We start from the raw sequence: 18,866 nt of genomic DNA on the forward strand, positions 1-18,866 counted from the left end.
TCACTCCATTATCGTTACTTTTGGTAATACAACTTCAAAGGCAATCTCAAATGTTTCTCCTGTAAATGGCTTTGTGACATCGCCTTCATTCATTAAAGAGAAGCAATGCTCGCCTACCACGATATCCCAAGCATCAAGCTCACCTTCAATAATTTTACCTTGTAGGCAATAATGCCCCGTATACATAATTTTTTCGCCTTCTACTTCGAAAGCGCTAATGCGACAAGGATTTAGTAAATCAATGCCAAGACGTGCTGCTGAAGCAATAATTTCAGCTGACATTTGTTCCGTCACATAACGGAAATTTTGGCATTCCTCACATAAGCAACAATCTGCCTTTTGTGCGTATGCTTCTTTCGTTGCCTCTAAATCAACATCTAATACCCAATCATGGACGCGTATGTTCGTCATGTAACTCCCCCTTAAATGTGACTGTTACTGTTGTGCCTTCTCCCACATTTGATGTTATGACGAGCCCATGTCCTAATTTTTCACATACCTCTTGTGCTAAGTATAAACCCATACCTGTTGATTCGCCTGTTTTCCGACCGTTTTCACCCGTGAAAAATGCCTTCGTTACGCGACTTAAATCAGACTTAGGTATGCCAATGCCTTCATCTTTAATAATTAACGTAACTTCTTCACCTGTGGTGGCGGTAATATAAATTTTTTTATTTTCTTCAAAGGTATACTTCACTGCATTTGTAATAAATTGACCGATAACAAAGCGCAACCATTTTGAATCACTCGCTACAATAAGCGCTTCATCAACATCGATTACAGGATAGACACGATTTGTAATAAATAGGCGCTTATTTTCATTAATAATTGCCGTCACAACTGCACGTAAATTTACTTGCTCTACATGCATATCGTCTTCAAAACGCTCGAGCCTTGCATTAACGAGCACCATTTCAAGACCGCGTTTTAAACGATCTATTTCCTCCTGAACGCTTTGTTTATCCAGATTACCTTCTTCTTGTAACAATAATTCAATGACTGAAATCGGCGTCTTCATTTGATGCACCCATTGATTCATAAATTCATCATGACGCTTTTGATTGGCATAAAGCTCTTGCACTTCACGTTGATAAAGCTTATACAGCTGTTGAATATAGCGCTCTACATGTTTAGCTTCTGCTGTACTAGCATTTTTTTGAAGCGCATCTTCTACCGTCTCAGGCAAACGCAAAATCTTTCGGTAGTAGCGCTGCCTTGGTATGAAGCGCAAAATTAAAAATGATGCGAGTAGCACTAAGCTAATCGCTAATGAATAGATGGCTGTACTGCTACTGCGAAAACCATCTAGCCAATAAATAGCCATAATAAACATAATAAGAACAAGCTCAAAGAAAATAAACGAAACATGGTCACGTAAAAATAATTTGACGCTGCCCATTAATATTCTTCCTCATGTAAAGTAAATCGATAGCCCGCACCACGCACTGTTTCGATTGTTGACTGAATATGATAGTCGGCCAACTTTTTACGTACACGCGTCATATTTACGTTTAGCGTGTTTTCATCGACAAAAGCCTGATCGTCCCATAGCTCTTCTAAAAGTTGTTCACGCGAGACGACTTTAGGTGCCTGTCCCATTAAGAGAGCTAATATAATACATTCTTTCTTTTGCAGTGGTACTTCATCTACCTTTGTATGTAATTCCATACGTTCTAAATGCAATGTTAATTGACCGAGCTTAATCGTGCGCTCCTCTTGACGCGCAGCATACTCTCCGTATGTTCTGCGCAGATGACTTTTAATTTTGGCGAGTACAATTTCATAATTAAATGGTTTCGTAATAAAATCATCTCCGCCATTTTCGAGCGCAAAGATTTGATCCATTTCACCAGAACGCGCAGAGATAAACAATATAGGACACGTCGTATGTTGACGTAATTGACGGCACCAATAATAGCCATCATATGCTGGTAAATTTATATCTAATAACACCAAATGGGGTTGAAAGGCCGTAAATTCTTCGATTAATGCATCAAAGTTTTGGATAACTTGAACATCATACTGATACTTGCGCAAAGTATCGGCAAGTAATGAAGCGATTTTAGTATCGTCTTCTACGATGAAAATGCGATGTTTTTCCACAACAACGCCTCCTTCTCTCCTTTATAGTATAGCAAATATCGTGCTTGCTGAGAATTTCTAACTAAAAAAGAAGAGCTCCTACTGAACTCTTCTACTACTGCTATTAAATGCATACCAACACTTTCACTCGACTATGCGTTTATCACTGAGATAGTGTGCGGTATTTTATTTGCAATTTTAATAAATTAATTGTAAAAACGCCTCTGTGCTTACACCGCCAAATAACTTAGCCGTATCAAATGGCGCAATTGCTTTAGCAATATCTTCTTTGCGATAAGCTACACCTTTTAACGCTTCAGCTAGCTCAGCTACTTCTCCCACTCCAAAGAAATCACCGAAGATTGTAATCTCTTCTATTATTCCTTTATTGACAGTTAGGCGCAGGTCGACGCTACCTGATGGAAAGCGCTCTGTTTTCTGTAAGTTAAAACGAGGAGACTTACCGTAATTCCACGACCATTGTTGATAGCGCTCTTGTGAAATTTTATGAATGGCTGCCCAGTCTTCTTCGGTTAATTTATAGTAACGAATATTTTCCTCTCCATTAAAAATCGATTGGAGCAACGTCATACGGAAAGCTTCAATATCCATAGGGTCTTGTAAAAAATCAGCAATATTCGCCACACGTGAACGAATTGATTTAATACCCTTTGACGCGATCTTCTCTTGCTTAACGTTAAGCGCTGCTACGACAGCATCAATGTCTGTGTTATACATCAGCGTACCATGGCTAAACATACGACCTCGCGTAGTAAACTGCGCATTACCTGATACTTTCTTTCCTTCTGCTAAAATATCATTTCGACCAGATAGCTCTGCGTTGACACCCAATTTTGCTAATGCATCTACTACAGGTTGTGTAAATTTTTTATAATCTAAAAAACTGTTACCATCATCTTTTGTTATAAAGCTAAAATTCAAGTTACCCTTATCATGGTAGACTGCGCCACCACCTGATAGACGACGTACGACGATGATATCATTGTCTTCCACATACGCTGTATTAATTTCTTCAATAGTATTTTGATTTTTACCGATAATGATAGATGGTTGATTAATATAAAATAATAAGATAGGCTCCTGCTCGACATCCATTGTTTTCACAAGATATTCTTCAATTGCTAAGTTAATGCGTGGATCATAATTTTTTTCGTTATCAACAAATAGCATGATTTTGGCTCCTTCACCATTTAGTCATATTTATTTTACAACATTTTTGAATTTAAGTGTTGACGGACGCAATCTGTTATAATACAATAAGAAATATCAAAACAGTATTAGTACAGATAATTATAGAGGAGGAAACATTATGTTAGAAAACGTTGTAGAATTTTTCAAAAATTTACCTGCAAAACAATGCACAGAGTGTGGCGAAAAAATTGAAGAACAAAGCGAATGCTACAGCAACACTTGTGAAAAATGTAACTGCCTATAAGCATTTGTCTAGTACATGTTAATACGGGCAGTTGTTATTCCCTGAACAATGGCCCCTTACAATTGATGCGTACCCTTAACGCAATGAATTGTTAATTAAATCTCTTACACTAACCCGCTCACCTCGCTCAAATGGTGTAGCGGGTTTTCTCATGTAAAAAAAAGCTACTTAGAAAGATTTCGACCTTCTAAGTAGCTGCTTCTCTATTTTAATTAACGCATATCGTTATTTTCATTTGGTCCCTCTTTAATTACCTCATCCATATTAGGGTTACCGATTATTAACTCTTGCTTTGGCATAACGTGCATACCGCTTGCTGTTGTATGAGCAAACATATAATATACACCGTCTTCTTCAGGTGTTACTTCAACCTCGTACACACCCTCACCTTGATATTCGCCGTCTAACATATATGCATCATCGCGCATACCAGATTGCCAAAACTCAAATTGGACATGTGCATCCTCTAAATCTTTGCCACCTTGTGTTACACGCGCTTCTAACTTCAGTGGTGCAAGCGGGGCTTCCATAGGCGTTAAAATTTCTACTTCTACAATTTCCGGTACTTCTGGCTCTTTATTTGTTGCATTACAGCCCGCAACGATAACAGTACTAGCGGCTATTGCTAACCATAATTTTTTCATTGAACTGTCATTCCTCCATCAATGGGATATCCACTAAAATTGTCGTGCCTTTCCCTACCTCACTATTAATCGTCATAGTCGCATGTAATTGCTTCACTAACTGATCAACGATAGACAAGCCTAAACCGCTACCACCATCTGATCGGCTACGCGCTTTATTAACGCGATAAAAACGCTCTGTAATATGAGGTAAATCTTCAGCAGGAATCCCAATTCCTTGGTCTTGTATAATAATGCGCGCAAAACGTCCTTGCTGTTGAGCTCGCAACACTACACGACTACCTTCACTAGAATAGTTTACGGCATTTTCCACTAAATTTATAGTAATTTGTTTTAGCTTCTCTTCATCCGCCATAACGATTAGCGTATCATCTACAGTGACTTCTAATGTAATTGCTTTACGCGTAGCTACAGGTTGTAAGAGCTGCTCTACTTCGCGTAGTGTTTCAGCAAGTGGAATAGGGTAAACTGTAATTTCTTCTTCTTGCTCATTCGTCATACGCGCTAATTGTAATAATTCATTCGTTAAACGCTCCATGCGATTCGCTTCACGCACGAGGAGCCCTATCGTTTCATCTTGTTCTTCTTTTTTAATCATGCCACTCTGTATCGCTTCACTATAACCTTTAACATAACTAATCGGCGTTCGTAGCTCATGTGATACGGTAGCTAAAAAAGTTTTTTGTGCCTCATCTTCTTTGTGGATAGCCGCAGCCATTTCATTAAACGCTTGCGACAGCTTGCCGATTTCATCCATTGAACTTACCGGCACATGAATGTTATAGTCTCCCGCTGACATTTTATCCACCGCCTGCTGCAAGTCACGTAAAGGGCGCATAATATGACGAAGCCCTTTAGAAACTAAAAAGGCAGCAACGAGCGCAAATAAAAATGCACTAAAGAATAATATTAACACTTCTTTATTCGTCAGCTCGCTAATTTTAGCAAGTGGAAAATAAATATAAATAATACCTTCTAAACGATTTTGATCTACTAATGGAAACATTACAGAAATGACTTGGCGTTCAAAACGCGGCTCATATCCCATCGAAGAAACATACTCACCTGCTAATAATTTTTGGCGTTCATCAACACCTATTAACGTATCGTAATCAATATCGAAGGGCACGCAAGCACTCAGCTCACGCGGATTACGTACCGCAAATACATTGAAGTTGGAATAATTATTATACGTTTCGATATCTAAAATAAGCTGGTCATCTACACGGCCACCTTTGTACATCGTCTGAAGTTTTGTGCCGATTTCTTCCATAGAACTTTCTGCATCTTGCACATATAACTGTAAATAAAGAAACTCTGTTAAAAAATACATAAAAATTACAGTTAACGCAATAAAGGTAACAATTAATAACCAAATGCGGGTAGAGAGCTTTTTCATTTTTTAGGCTCAAAGCGATAACCTACACCCCATACGGTTTGTACATACTCGCTCGCTTGCTTTCCTAATTTTAAGCGCAGTGTTTTAATATGCGTATCCACTGTGCGCGTTCCACCCGCATAATCAATATCCCAAATACGCTCAAGCAGCTGTTCACGTGAATAAGCAGTGCCTGGATTTAACATAAATAAATACAATAGCTCAAATTCTTTTAACGTCAGTGGTACAACTTTATCTTCCACATATACTTTTCGTGCAACTTCATCTAACTTAATAGGATCGATTGCGATATATTTTTGTTGGATTTCTAGTTCTGTAGCTCCTGTGCGACGCAATACTGCGTTAATGCGTGCTACTAATTCATCAATCGTAAATGGTTTTACGATGTAATCATCCGCACCAATCGTTAAACCACGCACTTTATCTTCACTCGCATCTCGTGCAGTTAAAAAAATAATAGGTACTTTAGAAGTTTCACGAATGCGCGTACAAACTTCAAAGCCGTTTTCGTTTGGCATCATAACGTCGAGTAAAATTAAGTCTACGCTATTGTGGCGAAGCGCATAATAGGCCTCTTCCCCACTGCTAGCTGTAATCGTTTCAAAATGTGAATTTTTAAGCATCATCTCTATTAAATGGCGCATATCGCGCTCATCGTCTACAATTAAAACTTTTGTCAAAGTTAGTCCTCCCTAACGAGCAACTTAAACGGTCCTTTTTGAACGTCAAGTGCTTTCGTAATTGTGCCGTCTTCAATAGCATATAAGGTATGGTCATCATAACCTGCTACAAAAATTGTTTCGCCTAGTGTAGCAATTGCAAATGGGTTAGCGCCAACATCCTGTTTCCAAATAGGTGTGCCGTCTGTTGTCACAGCATAAACAGTGTTTCGCCCATGGCTAACTACGTACACTTCATTATTGCGTTGTGTAAATTCAATTGGCATTAGTGGCATTGGCAATTTACCAAGCAACTCACCTGTTTGAAGGTCATAGCGCTTCACATCCGTGTTTGGCTTCGCACCTTCGCCGTGCCCTCCTACCCATAACTCTGTTGTATTATGCGGAACGAGTAAACCATTTGCTGATTTATCAATCGTAAATTGTCTTTTCTTCGTTAGTTGTTTCGCATCAAGTACTGTGAGTACGGTATCTTTATAATTAATGCTATATAATTCGCCGTCATGCACGAGCATTGACATAGGATAATTGCCTACTTGTGCTTGCTTTAGCGGTTCACCCGTTAAGCTGTACGAATGAATGCGGTTTGTCTCTCCATTCGCTACGTAAGTAAGGGCTTGTTCGTCATCATAATAAACGTTCGTTACGCCTGTACCTGTTTTTAATTCATACTGTTTTTCGCCTGTGGCTAAAGCATAAGCAACGGCACGGTCTAAGCCGAAACCATACAACACCACGTTGTCCCCTACAAGCGTAGCTCCGGTATACGCTTTATCGAGTTGCCATGTAGTTAATGGCTCTCCAGTAGCGCTAAAGAAAGATAATGAAGGCTCGAGTATATTTACTGTTGCCACAAACGCTTTTTCTGTTACAGGCTCATATTTTTGCCCTGAACAGCCCACTAATACTAGGCTCACCATTAGGAGTAGTAGCAGTTGTTTTCGCATGTTCTCACCTCTTTTAATATCATACTTCATAAGTGTGAAGTTTCCATGAAACAACATAGGATATATTTTGAACATATTCCACTAACTTTTGCTCATTAAAAAACACCTTCAAAGTTTACCTTTGAAAGTGTTAATTAATCGATGTGTAATCGCTCTTTATGTGCTGCTACCAATTGTGCAGCGATTGCCTGGCCTTGCGCCACACATTCCGGAATTGAAATACCTCTAAATGAGCTCCCTGCAAGATGCACATTTGGAAATTGTTGTTGCAACTGCTCACTCGCTTGCGCAATGCGTGCAGTATGACCTACCGTATACTGCGGCATAGCGTTTTTCCAACGCGTTACGATCGTAGTGAGTGGTTTACCTTTCACTTGTAATGTTTGCTGTAAATCAGCAATCACATTCTGTTCAATTTCTCGGTCTGATAGCTCTACAATTGCTTCATCGCCTACGCGCCCAATATAGCTTCGTAATACAACATAATCCTCACTAGCCGTTAAAGGCCACTTTAGGTTACTCCACGTACAAGAAGTAATCGTTAAATCACTATTACGTGAAACAAAAAAGGCCAGCGCTTCTAAGTCATCAAATTGCTCACGTTTAAACACCATATTAACAGTGGCAATTGTAGCTGTAGTCATAGCTTCAAGTGGCTGTAACATCGTTTTATCTTCAAATAAGCTCTGTGCTACATAATAAGGTGTAGCAACTACAATATCGTCTGCGTATAAGGTTGGGTTATGGCTTAATTGAATAGCCATGCCATCCTCGGTATGACCAATTGCTTCCGCCCGTACTCCCTTGCGTATTGTGCCTGGCTTTAGCGTCGCTTCTATTGCTTCGACCATTGTTTCTAAACCATTTTTAAACGTCTGAAAAATACCAGCACCTTGCTTTGGTATATCACTGTAAAAAAGACTCGACTGCGCTTTTCGCATACCGAGTAATAGGCTACGGTGCTTTTGCTCTACTTCATAAAGCTCAGGAAAAGTAGTTTGTAAACTTAATTGCTCCACATCACCTGCATAAACACTAGCAAGAAGTGGTTCCACTAAGTTTTCAACAATTTCTGCGCCAAAACGACGTCGCAAAAACGCGCCTACCGGTTGATCAACAGGCAATTGCGTACGTGGAATGAAAAAATCACCCGCCGCACGCACTTTACCGCTGACTGAAAATAATCGAGATGTGATAAATGATGAAATATGCGGCGCATCGCCAGCTAACAAACTCGGGGGTACTGGGTACAATTCATTGCCAAGGGCAATAAATGTTTTGCCAAGCGCATTGCCAACAATACTGTCCTCAATTTGCAAGTCCTGTGCCAGTCGCTTCACACTACCCGTTCGGTCAAAAAAAGACTCCGGGCCTTTTTCCATAATAATACCGTTCTTACGATGTGTGTGCACTTTCCCTCCCAAACGGAGTGAGGCTTCGACTAACGTGATGTCAATTGGCAAATTTTCAGCATCAATGGCACGCTGTATATAATACATGGCCGTTAATCCTGTTATGCCACCTCCAATGATTACAATTCTCCGTCTTTCCTTTGTCACTGCCATCATCACTTTCTATTTTATTGCTGTAGCTTTTTTTGGATTGCACTAACCATTGCATCGACAAATAATGGATCAGTGTTTGGCATCGCTGGACGGTAGTAGTTAGCGCCTACTTCGTCACACACTACTTTACACTCGTAGTCATTATCATATAACACTTCTAGGTGTTCGGTTACAAAACCTACTGGTGTATATACAAATGAACGATAACCTTTATTATGATAAAGATCGCGCGTTAAATCTTGCACATCTGGCCCTAACCACGGATCAGGTGTTTGGCCTTCTGACTGCCAACCTACTTCTACATTTTTAACGCCAGTCGCTTGTTGAATTAACTTAGCAGTATCATGTAATTGTTGCTCATACGGGTCACCTAGTAGCTTGATTTTTTCTGGTAATGAGTGAGCTGATACGATTAAGCAAGCTTTCTCACGCTCTTCATCTGACATTGCATCAAACGTTTCGGTAACTTTATTTGCCCAGTATTGAATAAATGAAGGCTCATCATACCAAGACTCAACACAAGTAACTTTTAAGTCACCTACTTTTTCTGCTTCTTCTAATACACGACCGTTATAAGACTTAACCGAAAAAGTAGAGAAGTGAGGTGCTAACACGATTGATACCGCTTCTTTAATACCATCCGCATGCATTTTTGCAATCGCATCTTCAATAAATGGTTCGATGTGTTTTAGACCGATATATAATTGATACTCTACTTCATCTTGCACTTCATTTAAACGTGCACACAACGCTTCAGCTTGTGCTTCTGTTGCTTTTGCTAGTGGCGAAATACCACCAATTGCCGCATAGCGACGACGTAAGTCTTCTAAATGTTCAGGTGCTGGCTTACGACCACCACGGATATGCGTGTAGTAACGTTCAATATCTTCTTCTTTATAAGGCGTACCATACGCCATTACTAATAATCCTCGCACTTCTTTCATGCGTGAGTCACCTCGTTTTTTTATTAACCGCGCGCTGCGATTTGTTTTGCACTATATTCGTGAATAAATGCTGTTAAACGTTTTAACACTTCTGGATCTACTTCTGGGAAGACGCCATGACCTAAGTTAAAGATATGACCTTTAGCCTCTAACCCTTGATCAATGATGTCTTTTGCACGCTCTTCAATAATTGACCAATCTGCAAGTAATAGTGCTGGGTCTAAGTTACCTTGAACCGGCTTATTTACACCTTTTGCTAGCGCTTCATTGATTGGTAAACGCCAGTCTAAGCCTACTACATCAATTGGCAGGTCATTCCATTCATTAACTAAGTGGCTTGCCCCTACACCAAATTGAATCAGTGGAATATTTTCTTCGCGTAACGTCGTAAAAATACGTGTCATTACTGGCTTAATAAATACGCGGTAATCCGCTACATTTAAAGCGCCTACCCATGAGTCAAAAATTTGTACAGCTTTTGCGCCTGCTTTCACTTGCGCACGAATATCTACAATAATCATATCAGCTAATTTGTCCATTAGGGCAAACCATGCTTTCGGTTCAGACACCATTAATGATTTTGTTTTATTATAGTTTTTCGAAGGCCCACCTTCAATCATATAGCTTGCTAATGTAAACGGTGCACCAGCGAAACCAATTAACGGTACATTCAATTGTTGTTTTGTTAGCATTTCAATTGTTTTTAACACGAATGGTGTGTGCTCTTCAGCATTAAATTCACCTAATTTTTCAATATCAGCAACTGTGCGTACTGGATTTGAAATAACCGGACCAACACCCGCTTTAATTTGTACATCAATACCAATGCCTGGCAGTGGCGTCACGATATCTTTATATAAAATCGCAGCATCCACGTTATAGTTCTCTACAGGAAGGCGTGTAACATACGCGCATAATTCTGGTTGCATTGTAATTTCTTCGAGCGAATATTTCTTTTTAATTTCGCGGTATTCAGGTTGTGAGCGCCCTGCTTGTCGCATATACCATACAGGTGTATGCTCCACCTTTTCGCCACGTGCTGCGCGCAGTAATGTATCATTAAACTTTGTCATGATTACCATCATCCCTTCAAAATAAATAACTTGTATGTAAAACTAGACATCCTTATTCACTATAAACGCGTATGCTAGTATTGTATAGCGCGAACTGACAAATGTCATAAAATCGTTCTTTCTGGGCGATTCTTTTGACATAATCTTGTATTATCGTTTAAATAGAAGATAAGATTCAGACTTTTTTCTTAAATTGAGGAGGCATTTACAAATGAATATTTATTTAACATCAGGCACACCTGAGTATATGGAACAAGTGCGTGCAAAATACCCGAACGAAAAAATGATCGTTCTATACGGTGAAGGCAATGCTGTATTACTTCATGAAACTGAGGGTAAAACTGTTTTTCAATCTCCCCGAAAATTCGAAGCAATTGATTCGATCAACGAACTAAAAGGTACGGGGTACTATGTTTTAAATAATATTCCAGTAACTGAGGAAGGCCGTCCTGTATTTGAACATCGCTTCTTAAGTCGCAAAGGATCTATTGAAAATGAGCCTGGCTTTATCGCTTTCCGTTTAATGCGACCAATCGGTGAAGAAACGTACATCGTTTTAACAGAATGGGCTGGTCCTGAATCGTTTAAAGCATGGACAGAATCTCAAGCATTCCGCAATTCACACGCAGAAAAAAAACCAGAAGGTGCTAAGCCTCCTGTAAACATTTTCTCTGCTGCTTCATACGTTACAACTTACCAAACCGCTAAACAACAAGACGAAGCATAATAAAAAAGTTAGACTAACCTAATTTGGTCGGTCTAACTTTTTCTTTACGCTTTTTTCATCATTTTTTGTGTAACTAGCCCCACAATGAGCATGATGGCACCTGTGACATAAAAATAAGGCTGCATGCTATGACTTAGCGTAACAATTAACGCTTGTACAACGATGAGTAGACGTACGATAGAAGTAGCGGCTGCTTGCTTATGTGCTTGTGCTACAGGATACAACACATCCATACGAAAAGCGCTTTGGTGCGTTAGTGCTTGTTGGAGTTGTAGCGCGGTAGCAAACGCCAACGCTCCAGCAATAACAAAGCGAACAGCTGTAATATCGATAAATGCCATTAATACAGCAGCTATTACCGTTAAACGCACCCATAAATAAAAATGATCATTTGTACGAATAAACGTACGCCATAATAAATAGCGATGCGCATTTTGTTGACGATATGGTACTAATTGATAAATCATATCCAACCATTTGCGTCTGCGAATCGCTCCGCGTAAATGTGGTACATCTGTAAAATAATTAGCAAATCGATAAAAACGCAACATTCGATTTTGCTCAAGTGTAATAAAATGGTCATAAGGAAAAGGCTTATTATGCACTTTCTTTTTAAGTAGTTGCATATAAATGAGTTGTGTAATTACCCCAATACCTACGCCGTAATACCAGCCATTTAAATAAGTCGCAATCGTCAACCAAACGAGCATAAAACGAATTACTCGATCCACCCATACAAAGCGCCCACGATATAAATAGCGAAAAGCAAACTCGCTATGAATACTCATATATTTCATTACTAGCGCAATACCCAACCCTAGCCAAATCATTGTAATGGCAAGGGGCGTTACTATTTTTAACAGCGGAATAAAAGCTACGTACACTATTATGATGAGCATAAGACTCGTCGTAAACGTAAAACGTAGTGCTTGAGAAAAATACTGCGGCATTTTTTGTTCAAGCGGTAATAAATATACTGCATCAGGTTCGCGTAGCAGTGTTGTAGGCTGACTGAACATAATGAGTAGCCCCATTACGCAACCGACAAGCGCCGCTGCGGGAAACGTCGGTGAAACCTGTTCTAACCAAGCGCTATATTGATAGCCGCCTGCACCTAGTAAAAAGACAATAACAATAGCGATGTGCCCTGTAAAAATATAGCGCATATACTTTTGCAATTCGTTTGTATAATGAGCAAGACGTGTTTGCCAAACCGCTTGTAAATTACGCATGGTCTTGCTCCTTTGTCATCGCAATATATAAATCATCTAATGTAGCTTCTGGCATATTAAAGGCTTGTCGTAAATCAGCCATCGTACCTTGTGCACGAACACGTCCTTCATGCAATAAAATAATACGATCACAGTAACGTTCTGCTGTAGATAAAATATGGGTCGACATTAAAATCGCTGCACCATCTTTTTTCTTTTCAGCCATTTGATCAAGCAATGATTGAATGCCTAGTGGGTCTAATCCTACGAAAGGTTCGTCAATAATATACAGCGAAGGTTCGACTAAAAAGGCGCACATAATCATCACTTTTTGACGCATTCCTTTAGAAAAGTGCGAAGGAAACCATTTTAAGCGGCGTTCCATTCTAAATTCTTTTAAAAGTTTGTCTGCTCGTTCTTTGACCGTTTTTTCATCTAGGCCATATGCCATCCCTGTTAAGGCAATATGTTCTTCTAACGTCAGCTCATCATATAATACCGGTGTTTCTGGAATATAAGAAAAAGAACTGCGGTACTTCTCCATATTTTGCGCTAATGTTACACCTTGTAATGTTACTTCCCCGCTATCTGGTAGCAATGTGCCGATAATATGCTTAATTGTCGTACTTTTACCTGCCCCATTTAATCCGATGAGGCCTACCAATTCGCCCGCTTCTATTGAGAAGTTAACATCTTTAATAACAGGTTTTCTCGTATACCCACCTGTAACATTCGTTAATTGTAAAATCGCCATCTATTTTCCACTCCTATCTTGCTTCTAGTTTAGCAAATCTCATCGCTTTGTTCAGTTATTTGTATGATAGAATAAGTTTACATCAACTAAAGGAGGAATTGTAATGAGTGATTGTATTTTTTGTAAGATTATTGATGGCACTATCCCAAGTGTCAAAGTATATGAAGACGAGCATGTCTACGCTTTTCTTGATATCACACCATTAGCAAAAGGTCATACCCTATTAATTCCTAAACAGCACGTCAAAGATTTATTTGAAATGCCAAGCGAAATTGCAAGTCATCTTTATAGTGTCGCGCCTAAAATTGCAAATGCGATTAAAACAGCGTTCCAACCACAAGGACTCAACACCTTAAATAATAACGGGGCAGCTGCTTATCAAACTGTGTTTCACTACCACCTTCATTTCATTCCACGTTATGAAGAAGACGGCTTAACGTTAGTATGGCAACCTATTACGCCAGCTGAGGGAGAAATTAGTGCCACAGCAGAGGCCATCGTACAAGCGCTAAACGCATAATATTCTGAACAATCGTTTGCATTTATTACTAAACACTTGTATAATTTAGCCAAGTTTCGCTAGCGCTCATGAGGAGACGTTAGGAAGCAAATTTAGTTTAGATTAGTTGAGGAGAGATGAGTTATGAACACAAAAAATCTTGTTTTAATGGCGTTACTCGTAGGTGTAGGAGCAGCACTTTATATGGTAGTTCCTGGTTTAGTAGGTGGCATGAAGCCTGACTTCATGTTAACGATGATGTTTATCGGTATTTTATTATTCCCCTATGCAAAAGAGACATTTTTACTCGCTTTAGCAACGGGGGTACTATCAGGTTTATTTACTACATTCCCAGGTGGCTTCTTACCAAATATTATCGATAAAGCAATTACAGGCTTTGTATTTTTAGGCGTAATCCTACTAGCAAAAAAAGTTATGCACCATATGGTAGCAAGCGTAATAGTAGTAATGTTAGGTACGATACTATCAGGTGTTATCTTCTTGGGGACAGCACTTTTTGTATTCGGTGCTAACGTACCTGTTGGCTTCTCTGCCCTATTTATCGGTGTAGTACTACCTGCTACATTGTTCAACGCAGTAGCATTCGCTGTGATTTACCCTATTATTACGAACCTAGTAAAACGCTCGTCATTTAAAACAGCAACAGCTCATGCGTAAGTCGAAGCGATCTGTCATTTTGGCAGATCGTTTTTTCTTTTCGAAAGGTATGAATTTGGGTATGATAAAGGTAAGTACGTAATTTACTTGGAGGTATGGAAGATGAAAGCAAAAAACTTTTTATTAGGTGTCACAGCAGGTGTAGTAGGCGGTATGGCTGTTGCAGCTTTTGTAGCACCCCAATCTGGCAACGCGCTGCGCTCTTCACTTAAAACAAACACAGCTAATCTTAAAATGGGCTTCGCTGATACACGTAACGAAGCAATGAATGTTAAAACAGCTGTCGCTACTCTAGCTTCGGTTGCAAAAAATAATATTCCGCAAATAGTAAATGATTTAAAAGGGTCAATTCAACGTTTCCAACAAGATATCGAACCAAATGCAGACCACTTGAAACAAGAAATCGGTTCTTTACAACAATCTATTAGCGAAATCGAGAAAAATATTAGCGAACTTAAAGAAAACACACAAAATTAAACTAATCTTAAATAGTTTTTTAGTACTAACAAAATATCAAATAGTTGATAAAATTAATAAAAATGACGCTTAAAATAATATTTTTTAAGCGTCATTTTATTTTTTATTTTTTCTAACTTTAAAGTCTTTTCCTTTACTGCTATAATATTTTTAAAATGCTAATGAGAAAGTAGTAGGTGATTGCTATGTCAGATGAGTTATACACAAAAAAAGAAGCAATGTTATATAGTCAGCGCATTGCTCAGCTATCAAAAGCACTATGGAAAGCAGTAGAAAAAGATTGGCAACATTGGATAAAACCTTATGATTTAAATATTAATGAGCATCATATTCTGTGGATCTCATTTCACTTAAAAGGTGCCTCTATTTCGGATGTGGCGAAATTCGGAGTCATGCACGTCTCTACAGCCTTCAACTTCTCTAAAAAACTCGAAGAACGAGGCTACTTATCCTTCTCTAAACGTGATGATGATAAACGTAACACCTACGTTGAGTTGACACAGGCTGGCATCCAATTAATTTTAGAGCTTAATGCTAACTACCATAATACACAGCACACCGTATTAAATGGCTCATTGCCTCTTAAAGATTTATACGGTCGTTTCCCTGAGTTTTTAGACGTAATGGCGGTCATCCGAAATATTTACGGTGATGATTTTATCGATATTTTTGAACGCTCATTTTCACATTTTCACGAATCCTTCGATGATTTAGAACGTAAACATTCGGATAGGTGAAACAAAAGGAATGTTAAGTCACACTCATGCTTAACATTCCTTTTCATGTTACCTATAATTAAATAGGAGGTGACGATATGCATTGTTGGAAAATCTTAAATATTTATAAACAATATGGACTCACCCGCATTTTGCTTTGGGCAGTTATTGTTTTTATTTTAACGTTATGTAGCAGCTACTTATTATTTACCTTTTACTATACCAAGCCCTTTACAGACGATTATTTATGGCTATTCGCCCTATTATTTATCATGATGTACCCTATACATAAAGGCGTGCATTATTTAACACTTTTTGATTACCGTAAAGATGTAAATGCTCAGTGGGAAGTCATTTATGATTGGTTGCCTACTTTACACTTACGCATTACCGAAATTTTACCTAAAAATCGCTATATTATTACACGCTTAGCACCGTTTATCGTCATTAACAGTAGTATTATTTTAGGCATGTTAGTGCTGCCGCGTTTCATTCATTATGGTGCTATTTTACTCGCTTACCATACCGCGATTTGCGTGATTGACCTTTTATATGTGAAAAACTTAATGCGCTCTCCAAAAGAATCACAAATCGAAGAAACAAAAAGAGGATTCGAGATTCTTGTACCACCTAATGTTAGGTAATGTTGCTTGTATTTTATTTCACATTTTTGCTATGCTAGTAGGAACGAAAGAGGGGAGGAATAGATTTGCTACTATTATCTGTAATTCTATTCTCGGTATTTTACTTATTCCAAATTAACCGTATGACGTTTGCGCTATGTGAACGTAGAGAGATTCCCGAAGAAAAACAACCGAAAATTTATCGTACTGTTAATATTTTAATTACGATTTTACTGTTTTCTTTTTATCTCGAAGTCATTACAGCAGGATAAGCATTCAAAAAGAAGTTGCCAAATGCAACTTCTTTTTTTTGGATGGAACTATTTTTGTTTTATTTTCGTTTATGATATAGTGTAACTTGCATGAACTCAATAGTGGGGAGAGAATTTATTTATGAAGAAAAAAGCATTAACGTTGACACTTGCTGCCTCGGTAGTAGCTTTAGCTGCTTGTAGCAGTGGCGATAACGAAAAAATTGTAACATCAAAAGATTTAGGTGATATTACAGCAAGTGACTTCAATGAAATGTCAAAAAAATTAACAGGCCCATTTGTTTTAAAACAAATGTTAACAGAAAAAGTATTAGCTGATAAATATGAAGTAACAAAAGAGGAAATTGACGAAGCTTTTGCACCGATTAAAGAACAATACGGTGATGAGTTAAACGCTGCATTAGCATCTAGCGGTTTAACTGCTGAAGGCTTTAAAGAATCTTTACGTGTTCAACTTCTACAAGAAAAAGCATTAATGGAGCATGCTGTTTCTGAAGATGAAGTGAAAAAGATTTACGAGCAAGGTAAAGAGGAATTAAACGGTCGTCATATTTTAGTAGAAGACGAAGAAACAGCTAAAAAAGCGATTAAAGAAATTAAAGATGGTGCATCGTTCGCAGATGTTGCTAAAAAATATTCAACTGATCCAGGTTCAAAAGATAAAGGCGGCGAGCTTGGTTGGTTCTCACAAGGCACAATGCGAGAGTCATTCAATGATGCAGCTTACGACCTTGAATTAAATACATTAAGTGAACCTGTCGCTTCTGACTTCGGCTTCCACGTAATTGAAATTACCGATCGACGCGAAGTAAAAGATTACCCTAAATTTGAAGAGAAAGAAAAAGAAATTCGTGAAGGCTTAGTGCAAAAAATGGGCCAAACGGGTGAAGCTCAAATGGTATTAGATGAAGTTGTAGGTAAATTAATTAAAGAAGCTAACTTCAAAACAGAAGATCCATTATTAAAAGAAGCGTTAAAACTTTACGCACAAGATGAAGAGCCAGCAGCTGATGAAGCTGAAGATGACAAAGAACAACCTAAAGAAGAACCAAAAGAAGAAAAATCAGATAAAAAATAATATGTAAAAAGGCTGTTTCACATCCTCCGTTTTCACGGACATGTGACAGCCTTTTTTTACAAGTACTTTCTTGTCGTAACCTGCTTGTGCTATACTTCAGCTTAATCTATCATTGGCTTATAAAACGAGCGATTATCTAGAGCAAATAAACGCTCTGTAAATGTGCCCGCTTCAGTTTGACCTAATGCGCGATTTAGCATATTCATTTTCGCATCAATATTGTCAATATAATGAAGCATTTCCGCTTCAGCTAACATTGGCTTTTTAGGACTACCCCACTCTTCTTTCCCATGATGAGATAATACCATATGTTGTAACAACATCACTTCTTCGCCTTCGATATTTAGCTCTTTTGCAGCCTCAGCAATTTCCGATACCATAATCGAAATATGCCCAATTAAATTACCTTCTACAGTATAACTTGTCCCTACTGGACCCGTAAGCTCTGTAACTTTGCCAACATCATGTAAAATAACACCCGCATATAAAAGATCACGGTGTAAAGTCGGATATAAATCACAAATTGCTTTACTTAAATTTAACATGGATACGACATGATCAATTAAGCCAGAAGCATAATCATGATGGTTGCGCATCGCCGCTGGATACACTAAAAACGCTTCTTTATGTTTTTCTAAAATCGAGCGCGTAATACGCATAATATTAGGATTTTTAATATCAAATAAATAACGAACAACTTGTTCATACAGTTGCTCTTTTGGTTGTGCAGCAGAAGGCACTAAATCACTAACCGTAATGCCTTCGTCTTCCTTAGCTACGCGAATTGCTTTTAGACGCAACTGCTTTCGTCCACGATAGTCTTGGATTTCTCCTCCTACTTGAACGATGACACCTGCACGATACATCTCTTCTTGTTCTTCTTTTGTGTCCCAAAGCTTTGCTTCAATGTCCCCACTTTTATCTTGTAAAACGAGCGACATAAAAGGTTTACCTACCGTAGTAATTCCTGAGGTAGCTTGTTTAATTAATAAATACTGATTAACCGCTTCGCCTACTCGTAACGTTGTAATGCCAGCCATT

23 protein-coding genes are annotated in these 18,866 nt (G+C 38.5%); 9 read left to right on the plus strand and 14 right to left on the minus strand.

Features of this window, described 5'->3' with window-relative positions; all coding sequences use genetic code 11:
• The 4 genes from DDE80_RS02730 to lplA all read right to left on the minus strand — a co-directional run bounded on the left by DDE80_RS02730 (nt 1) and on the right by lplA (nt 3,273).
• Nucleotides 1-411 carry a hypothetical protein gene (locus DDE80_RS02730; protein ID WP_108306154.1) on the minus strand — a complete coding sequence of 137 codons (411 nt, stop codon included), beginning with the start codon at nt 409-411 and terminating at the stop codon, nt 1-3.
• Entirely contained in the window at nt 389-1,399 is a 1,011-nt protein-coding gene (locus DDE80_RS02735; protein ID WP_108306155.1) for a sensor histidine kinase, read from the minus strand. Before DDE80_RS02735 ends, DDE80_RS02730 begins: the two co-directional genes overlap by 23 nt.
• Nucleotides 1,399-2,103 carry a response regulator transcription factor gene (locus tag DDE80_RS02740; protein WP_108306156.1) on the minus strand — a complete coding sequence of 235 codons (705 nt, stop codon included), beginning with the start codon at nt 2,101-2,103 and terminating at the stop codon, nt 1,399-1,401. Before DDE80_RS02740 ends, DDE80_RS02735 begins: the two co-directional genes overlap by 1 nt.
• A 177-nt stretch (nt 2,104-2,280) precedes the next feature.
• Nucleotides 2,281-3,273 carry a lipoate--protein ligase gene (gene lplA, locus DDE80_RS02745; protein ID WP_108306157.1) on the minus strand — a complete coding sequence of 331 codons (993 nt, stop codon included), beginning with the start codon at nt 3,271-3,273 and terminating at the stop codon, nt 2,281-2,283.
• A gap of 139 nt (nt 3,274-3,412) precedes the next feature.
• Between lplA and yhfH the strand changes: the two genes are divergently transcribed.
• Nucleotides 3,413-3,538 carry a protein YhfH gene (gene yhfH, locus DDE80_RS02750; RefSeq protein WP_069514604.1) on the plus strand — a complete coding sequence of 42 codons (126 nt, stop codon included), beginning with the start codon at nt 3,413-3,415 and terminating at the stop codon, nt 3,536-3,538.
• Between the two features lie 212 nt (nt 3,539-3,750).
• On the opposite strand, the gene DDE80_RS02755 is transcribed toward yhfH, so the two are convergent.
• The 7 genes from DDE80_RS02755 to hemE form a co-directional block, all read right to left on the minus strand.
• Nucleotides 3,751-4,182, minus strand: coding sequence for a FixH family protein (locus DDE80_RS02755; RefSeq protein ID WP_108306158.1), 432 nt, complete (start codon nt 4,180-4,182; stop codon nt 3,751-3,753).
• A 7-nt stretch (nt 4,183-4,189) separates the two neighbouring features.
• The gene (locus tag DDE80_RS02760) at nt 4,190-5,581 is read right to left on the minus strand and encodes a sensor histidine kinase (protein WP_108306159.1); all 1,392 of its coding nucleotides are present in this window, start codon (nt 5,579-5,581) and stop codon (nt 4,190-4,192) included.
• Complete coding sequence (locus tag DDE80_RS02765; RefSeq protein WP_108306160.1) at nt 5,578-6,261, minus strand: response regulator transcription factor; 684 nt, start codon at nt 6,259-6,261, stop codon at nt 5,578-5,580. The genes DDE80_RS02760 and DDE80_RS02765 overlap by 4 nt, the downstream gene beginning before the upstream one ends.
• A gap of 2 nt (nt 6,262-6,263) precedes the next feature.
• Nucleotides 6,264-7,208 (minus strand): YncE family protein, encoded by a 945-nt coding sequence (locus DDE80_RS02770; protein ID WP_161952252.1) that lies wholly within the window; start codon nt 7,206-7,208, stop codon nt 6,264-6,266.
• 134 nt (nt 7,209-7,342) lie between these two features.
• Complete coding sequence (hemG, locus tag DDE80_RS02775; protein ID WP_108306162.1) at nt 7,343-8,776, minus strand: protoporphyrinogen oxidase; 1,434 nt, start codon at nt 8,774-8,776, stop codon at nt 7,343-7,345.
• An 11-nt stretch (nt 8,777-8,787) separates the two neighbouring features.
• Complete coding sequence (hemH, locus tag DDE80_RS02780; protein WP_108306163.1) at nt 8,788-9,717, minus strand: ferrochelatase; 930 nt, start codon at nt 9,715-9,717, stop codon at nt 8,788-8,790.
• 23 nt (nt 9,718-9,740) lie between these two features.
• Nucleotides 9,741-10,790, minus strand: coding sequence for a uroporphyrinogen decarboxylase (gene hemE, locus DDE80_RS02785; RefSeq protein WP_108306164.1), 1,050 nt, complete (start codon nt 10,788-10,790; stop codon nt 9,741-9,743).
• A 211-nt stretch (nt 10,791-11,001) separates the two neighbouring features.
• Here hemE and DDE80_RS02790 point away from each other — a divergent pair, with 211 nt between their 5' ends.
• Complete coding sequence (locus DDE80_RS02790) at nt 11,002-11,517, plus strand: antibiotic biosynthesis monooxygenase family protein (RefSeq protein WP_108306165.1); 516 nt, start codon at nt 11,002-11,004, stop codon at nt 11,515-11,517.
• 44 nt (nt 11,518-11,561) lie between these two features.
• Here DDE80_RS02790 and DDE80_RS02795 read toward each other — a convergent pair whose 3' ends face one another.
• Complete coding sequence (locus DDE80_RS02795) at nt 11,562-12,749, minus strand: ABC transporter permease (protein ID WP_108306166.1); 1,188 nt, start codon at nt 12,747-12,749, stop codon at nt 11,562-11,564.
• Nucleotides 12,742-13,482: an ABC transporter ATP-binding protein gene (locus DDE80_RS02800; RefSeq protein ID WP_108306167.1), complete on the minus strand. Its 741-nt coding sequence runs from the start codon at nt 13,480-13,482 to the stop codon at nt 12,742-12,744. The genes DDE80_RS02795 and DDE80_RS02800 overlap by 8 nt, the downstream gene beginning before the upstream one ends.
• Nucleotides 13,483-13,585: 103 nt before the next feature.
• On the opposite strand from DDE80_RS02800, the gene DDE80_RS02805 reads away from it, so the two are divergent.
• From DDE80_RS02805 to DDE80_RS02835, 7 genes are all read left to right on the plus strand, one after another.
• The gene (locus DDE80_RS02805) at nt 13,586-14,002 is read left to right on the plus strand and encodes an HIT family protein (RefSeq protein WP_108306168.1); all 417 of its coding nucleotides are present in this window, start codon (nt 13,586-13,588) and stop codon (nt 14,000-14,002) included.
• Nucleotides 14,003-14,125: 123 nt separating this feature from the next.
• On the plus strand, nt 14,126-14,659 hold the full coding sequence (locus DDE80_RS02810; protein ID WP_108306169.1) for a tryptophan transporter: 534 nt from the start codon (nt 14,126-14,128) through the stop codon (nt 14,657-14,659).
• Nucleotides 14,660-14,761: 102 nt separating this feature from the next.
• Nucleotides 14,762-15,136 (plus strand): YtxH domain-containing protein, encoded by a 375-nt coding sequence (locus DDE80_RS02815; protein ID WP_108306170.1) that lies wholly within the window; start codon nt 14,762-14,764, stop codon nt 15,134-15,136.
• 179 nt (nt 15,137-15,315) lie between these two features.
• Complete coding sequence (locus tag DDE80_RS02820; RefSeq protein WP_201261485.1) at nt 15,316-15,873, plus strand: HTH-type transcriptional regulator Hpr; 558 nt, start codon at nt 15,316-15,318, stop codon at nt 15,871-15,873.
• Nucleotides 15,874-15,950: 77 nt separating this feature from the next.
• The gene (locus DDE80_RS02825) at nt 15,951-16,496 is read left to right on the plus strand and encodes a DUF3267 domain-containing protein (RefSeq protein ID WP_108306172.1); all 546 of its coding nucleotides are present in this window, start codon (nt 15,951-15,953) and stop codon (nt 16,494-16,496) included.
• Nucleotides 16,497-16,561: 65 nt separating this feature from the next.
• Nucleotides 16,562-16,747 carry a hypothetical protein gene (locus DDE80_RS02830; RefSeq protein WP_108306173.1) on the plus strand — a complete coding sequence of 62 codons (186 nt, stop codon included), beginning with the start codon at nt 16,562-16,564 and terminating at the stop codon, nt 16,745-16,747.
• Nucleotides 16,748-16,868: 121 nt separating this feature from the next.
• Nucleotides 16,869-17,825 carry a peptidylprolyl isomerase gene (locus DDE80_RS02835; RefSeq protein WP_108306174.1) on the plus strand — a complete coding sequence of 319 codons (957 nt, stop codon included), beginning with the start codon at nt 16,869-16,871 and terminating at the stop codon, nt 17,823-17,825.
• A 101-nt stretch (nt 17,826-17,926) separates the two neighbouring features.
• Here DDE80_RS02835 and yhaM read toward each other — a convergent pair whose 3' ends face one another.
• Nucleotides 17,927-18,865, minus strand: coding sequence for a 3'-5' exoribonuclease YhaM (gene yhaM, locus DDE80_RS02840; RefSeq protein ID WP_108306175.1), 939 nt, complete (start codon nt 18,863-18,865; stop codon nt 17,927-17,929).
• Nucleotide 18,866: the final 1 nt, after the last annotated feature.

The sequence above is a fragment of the Metalysinibacillus jejuensis genome (assembly GCF_003057615.1).
Lineage (GTDB): Bacteria > Bacillota > Bacilli > Bacillales_A > Planococcaceae > Metalysinibacillus > Metalysinibacillus jejuensis.

Bases quoted from the DNA above. Each gene is read 5' to 3' on its own strand.
- DDE80_RS02810 (WP_108306169.1), top strand. From the start codon at position 14,126: ATGAACACAAAAAATCTTGTTTTAATGGCGTTACTCGTAGGTGTAGGA.
- DDE80_RS02735 (WP_108306155.1), bottom strand. From the start codon at position 1,399: ATGGGCAGCGTCAAATTATTTTTACGTGACCATGTTTCGTTTATTTTC.
- DDE80_RS02770 (WP_161952252.1), bottom strand. From the start codon at position 7,208: ATGCGAAAACAACTGCTACTACTCCTAATGGTGAGCCTAGTATTAGTG.
- DDE80_RS02755 (WP_108306158.1), bottom strand. From the start codon at position 4,182: ATGAAAAAATTATGGTTAGCAATAGCCGCTAGTACTGTTATCGTTGCG.
- hemG (WP_108306162.1), bottom strand. From the start codon at position 8,776: ATGATGGCAGTGACAAAGGAAAGACGGAGAATTGTAATCATTGGAGGT.
- yhaM (WP_108306175.1), bottom strand. From the start codon at position 18,865: ATGGCTGGCATTACAACGTTACGAGTAGGCGAAGCGGTTAATCAGTAT.
- DDE80_RS02730 (WP_108306154.1), bottom strand. From the start codon at position 411: ATGACGAACATACGCGTCCATGATTGGGTATTAGATGTTGATTTAGAG.
- DDE80_RS02825 (WP_108306172.1), top strand. From the start codon at position 15,951: ATGCATTGTTGGAAAATCTTAAATATTTATAAACAATATGGACTCACC.
- hemH (WP_108306163.1), bottom strand. From the start codon at position 9,717: ATGAAAGAAGTGCGAGGATTATTAGTAATGGCGTATGGTACGCCTTAT.
- yhfH (WP_069514604.1), top strand. From the start codon at position 3,413: ATGTTAGAAAACGTTGTAGAATTTTTCAAAAATTTACCTGCAAAACAA.
- lplA (WP_108306157.1), bottom strand. From the start codon at position 3,273: ATGCTATTTGTTGATAACGAAAAAAATTATGATCCACGCATTAACTTA.
- DDE80_RS02815 (WP_108306170.1), top strand. From the start codon at position 14,762: ATGAAAGCAAAAAACTTTTTATTAGGTGTCACAGCAGGTGTAGTAGGC.
- DDE80_RS02805 (WP_108306168.1), top strand. From the start codon at position 13,586: ATGAGTGATTGTATTTTTTGTAAGATTATTGATGGCACTATCCCAAGT.
- DDE80_RS02835 (WP_108306174.1), top strand. From the start codon at position 16,869: ATGAAGAAAAAAGCATTAACGTTGACACTTGCTGCCTCGGTAGTAGCT.
- hemE (WP_108306164.1), bottom strand. From the start codon at position 10,790: ATGACAAAGTTTAATGATACATTACTGCGCGCAGCACGTGGCGAAAAG.
- DDE80_RS02790 (WP_108306165.1), top strand. From the start codon at position 11,002: ATGAATATTTATTTAACATCAGGCACACCTGAGTATATGGAACAAGTG.
- DDE80_RS02795 (WP_108306166.1), bottom strand. From the start codon at position 12,749: ATGCGTAATTTACAAGCGGTTTGGCAAACACGTCTTGCTCATTATACA.
- DDE80_RS02800 (WP_108306167.1), bottom strand. From the start codon at position 13,482: ATGGCGATTTTACAATTAACGAATGTTACAGGTGGGTATACGAGAAAA.
- DDE80_RS02760 (WP_108306159.1), bottom strand. From the start codon at position 5,581: ATGAAAAAGCTCTCTACCCGCATTTGGTTATTAATTGTTACCTTTATT.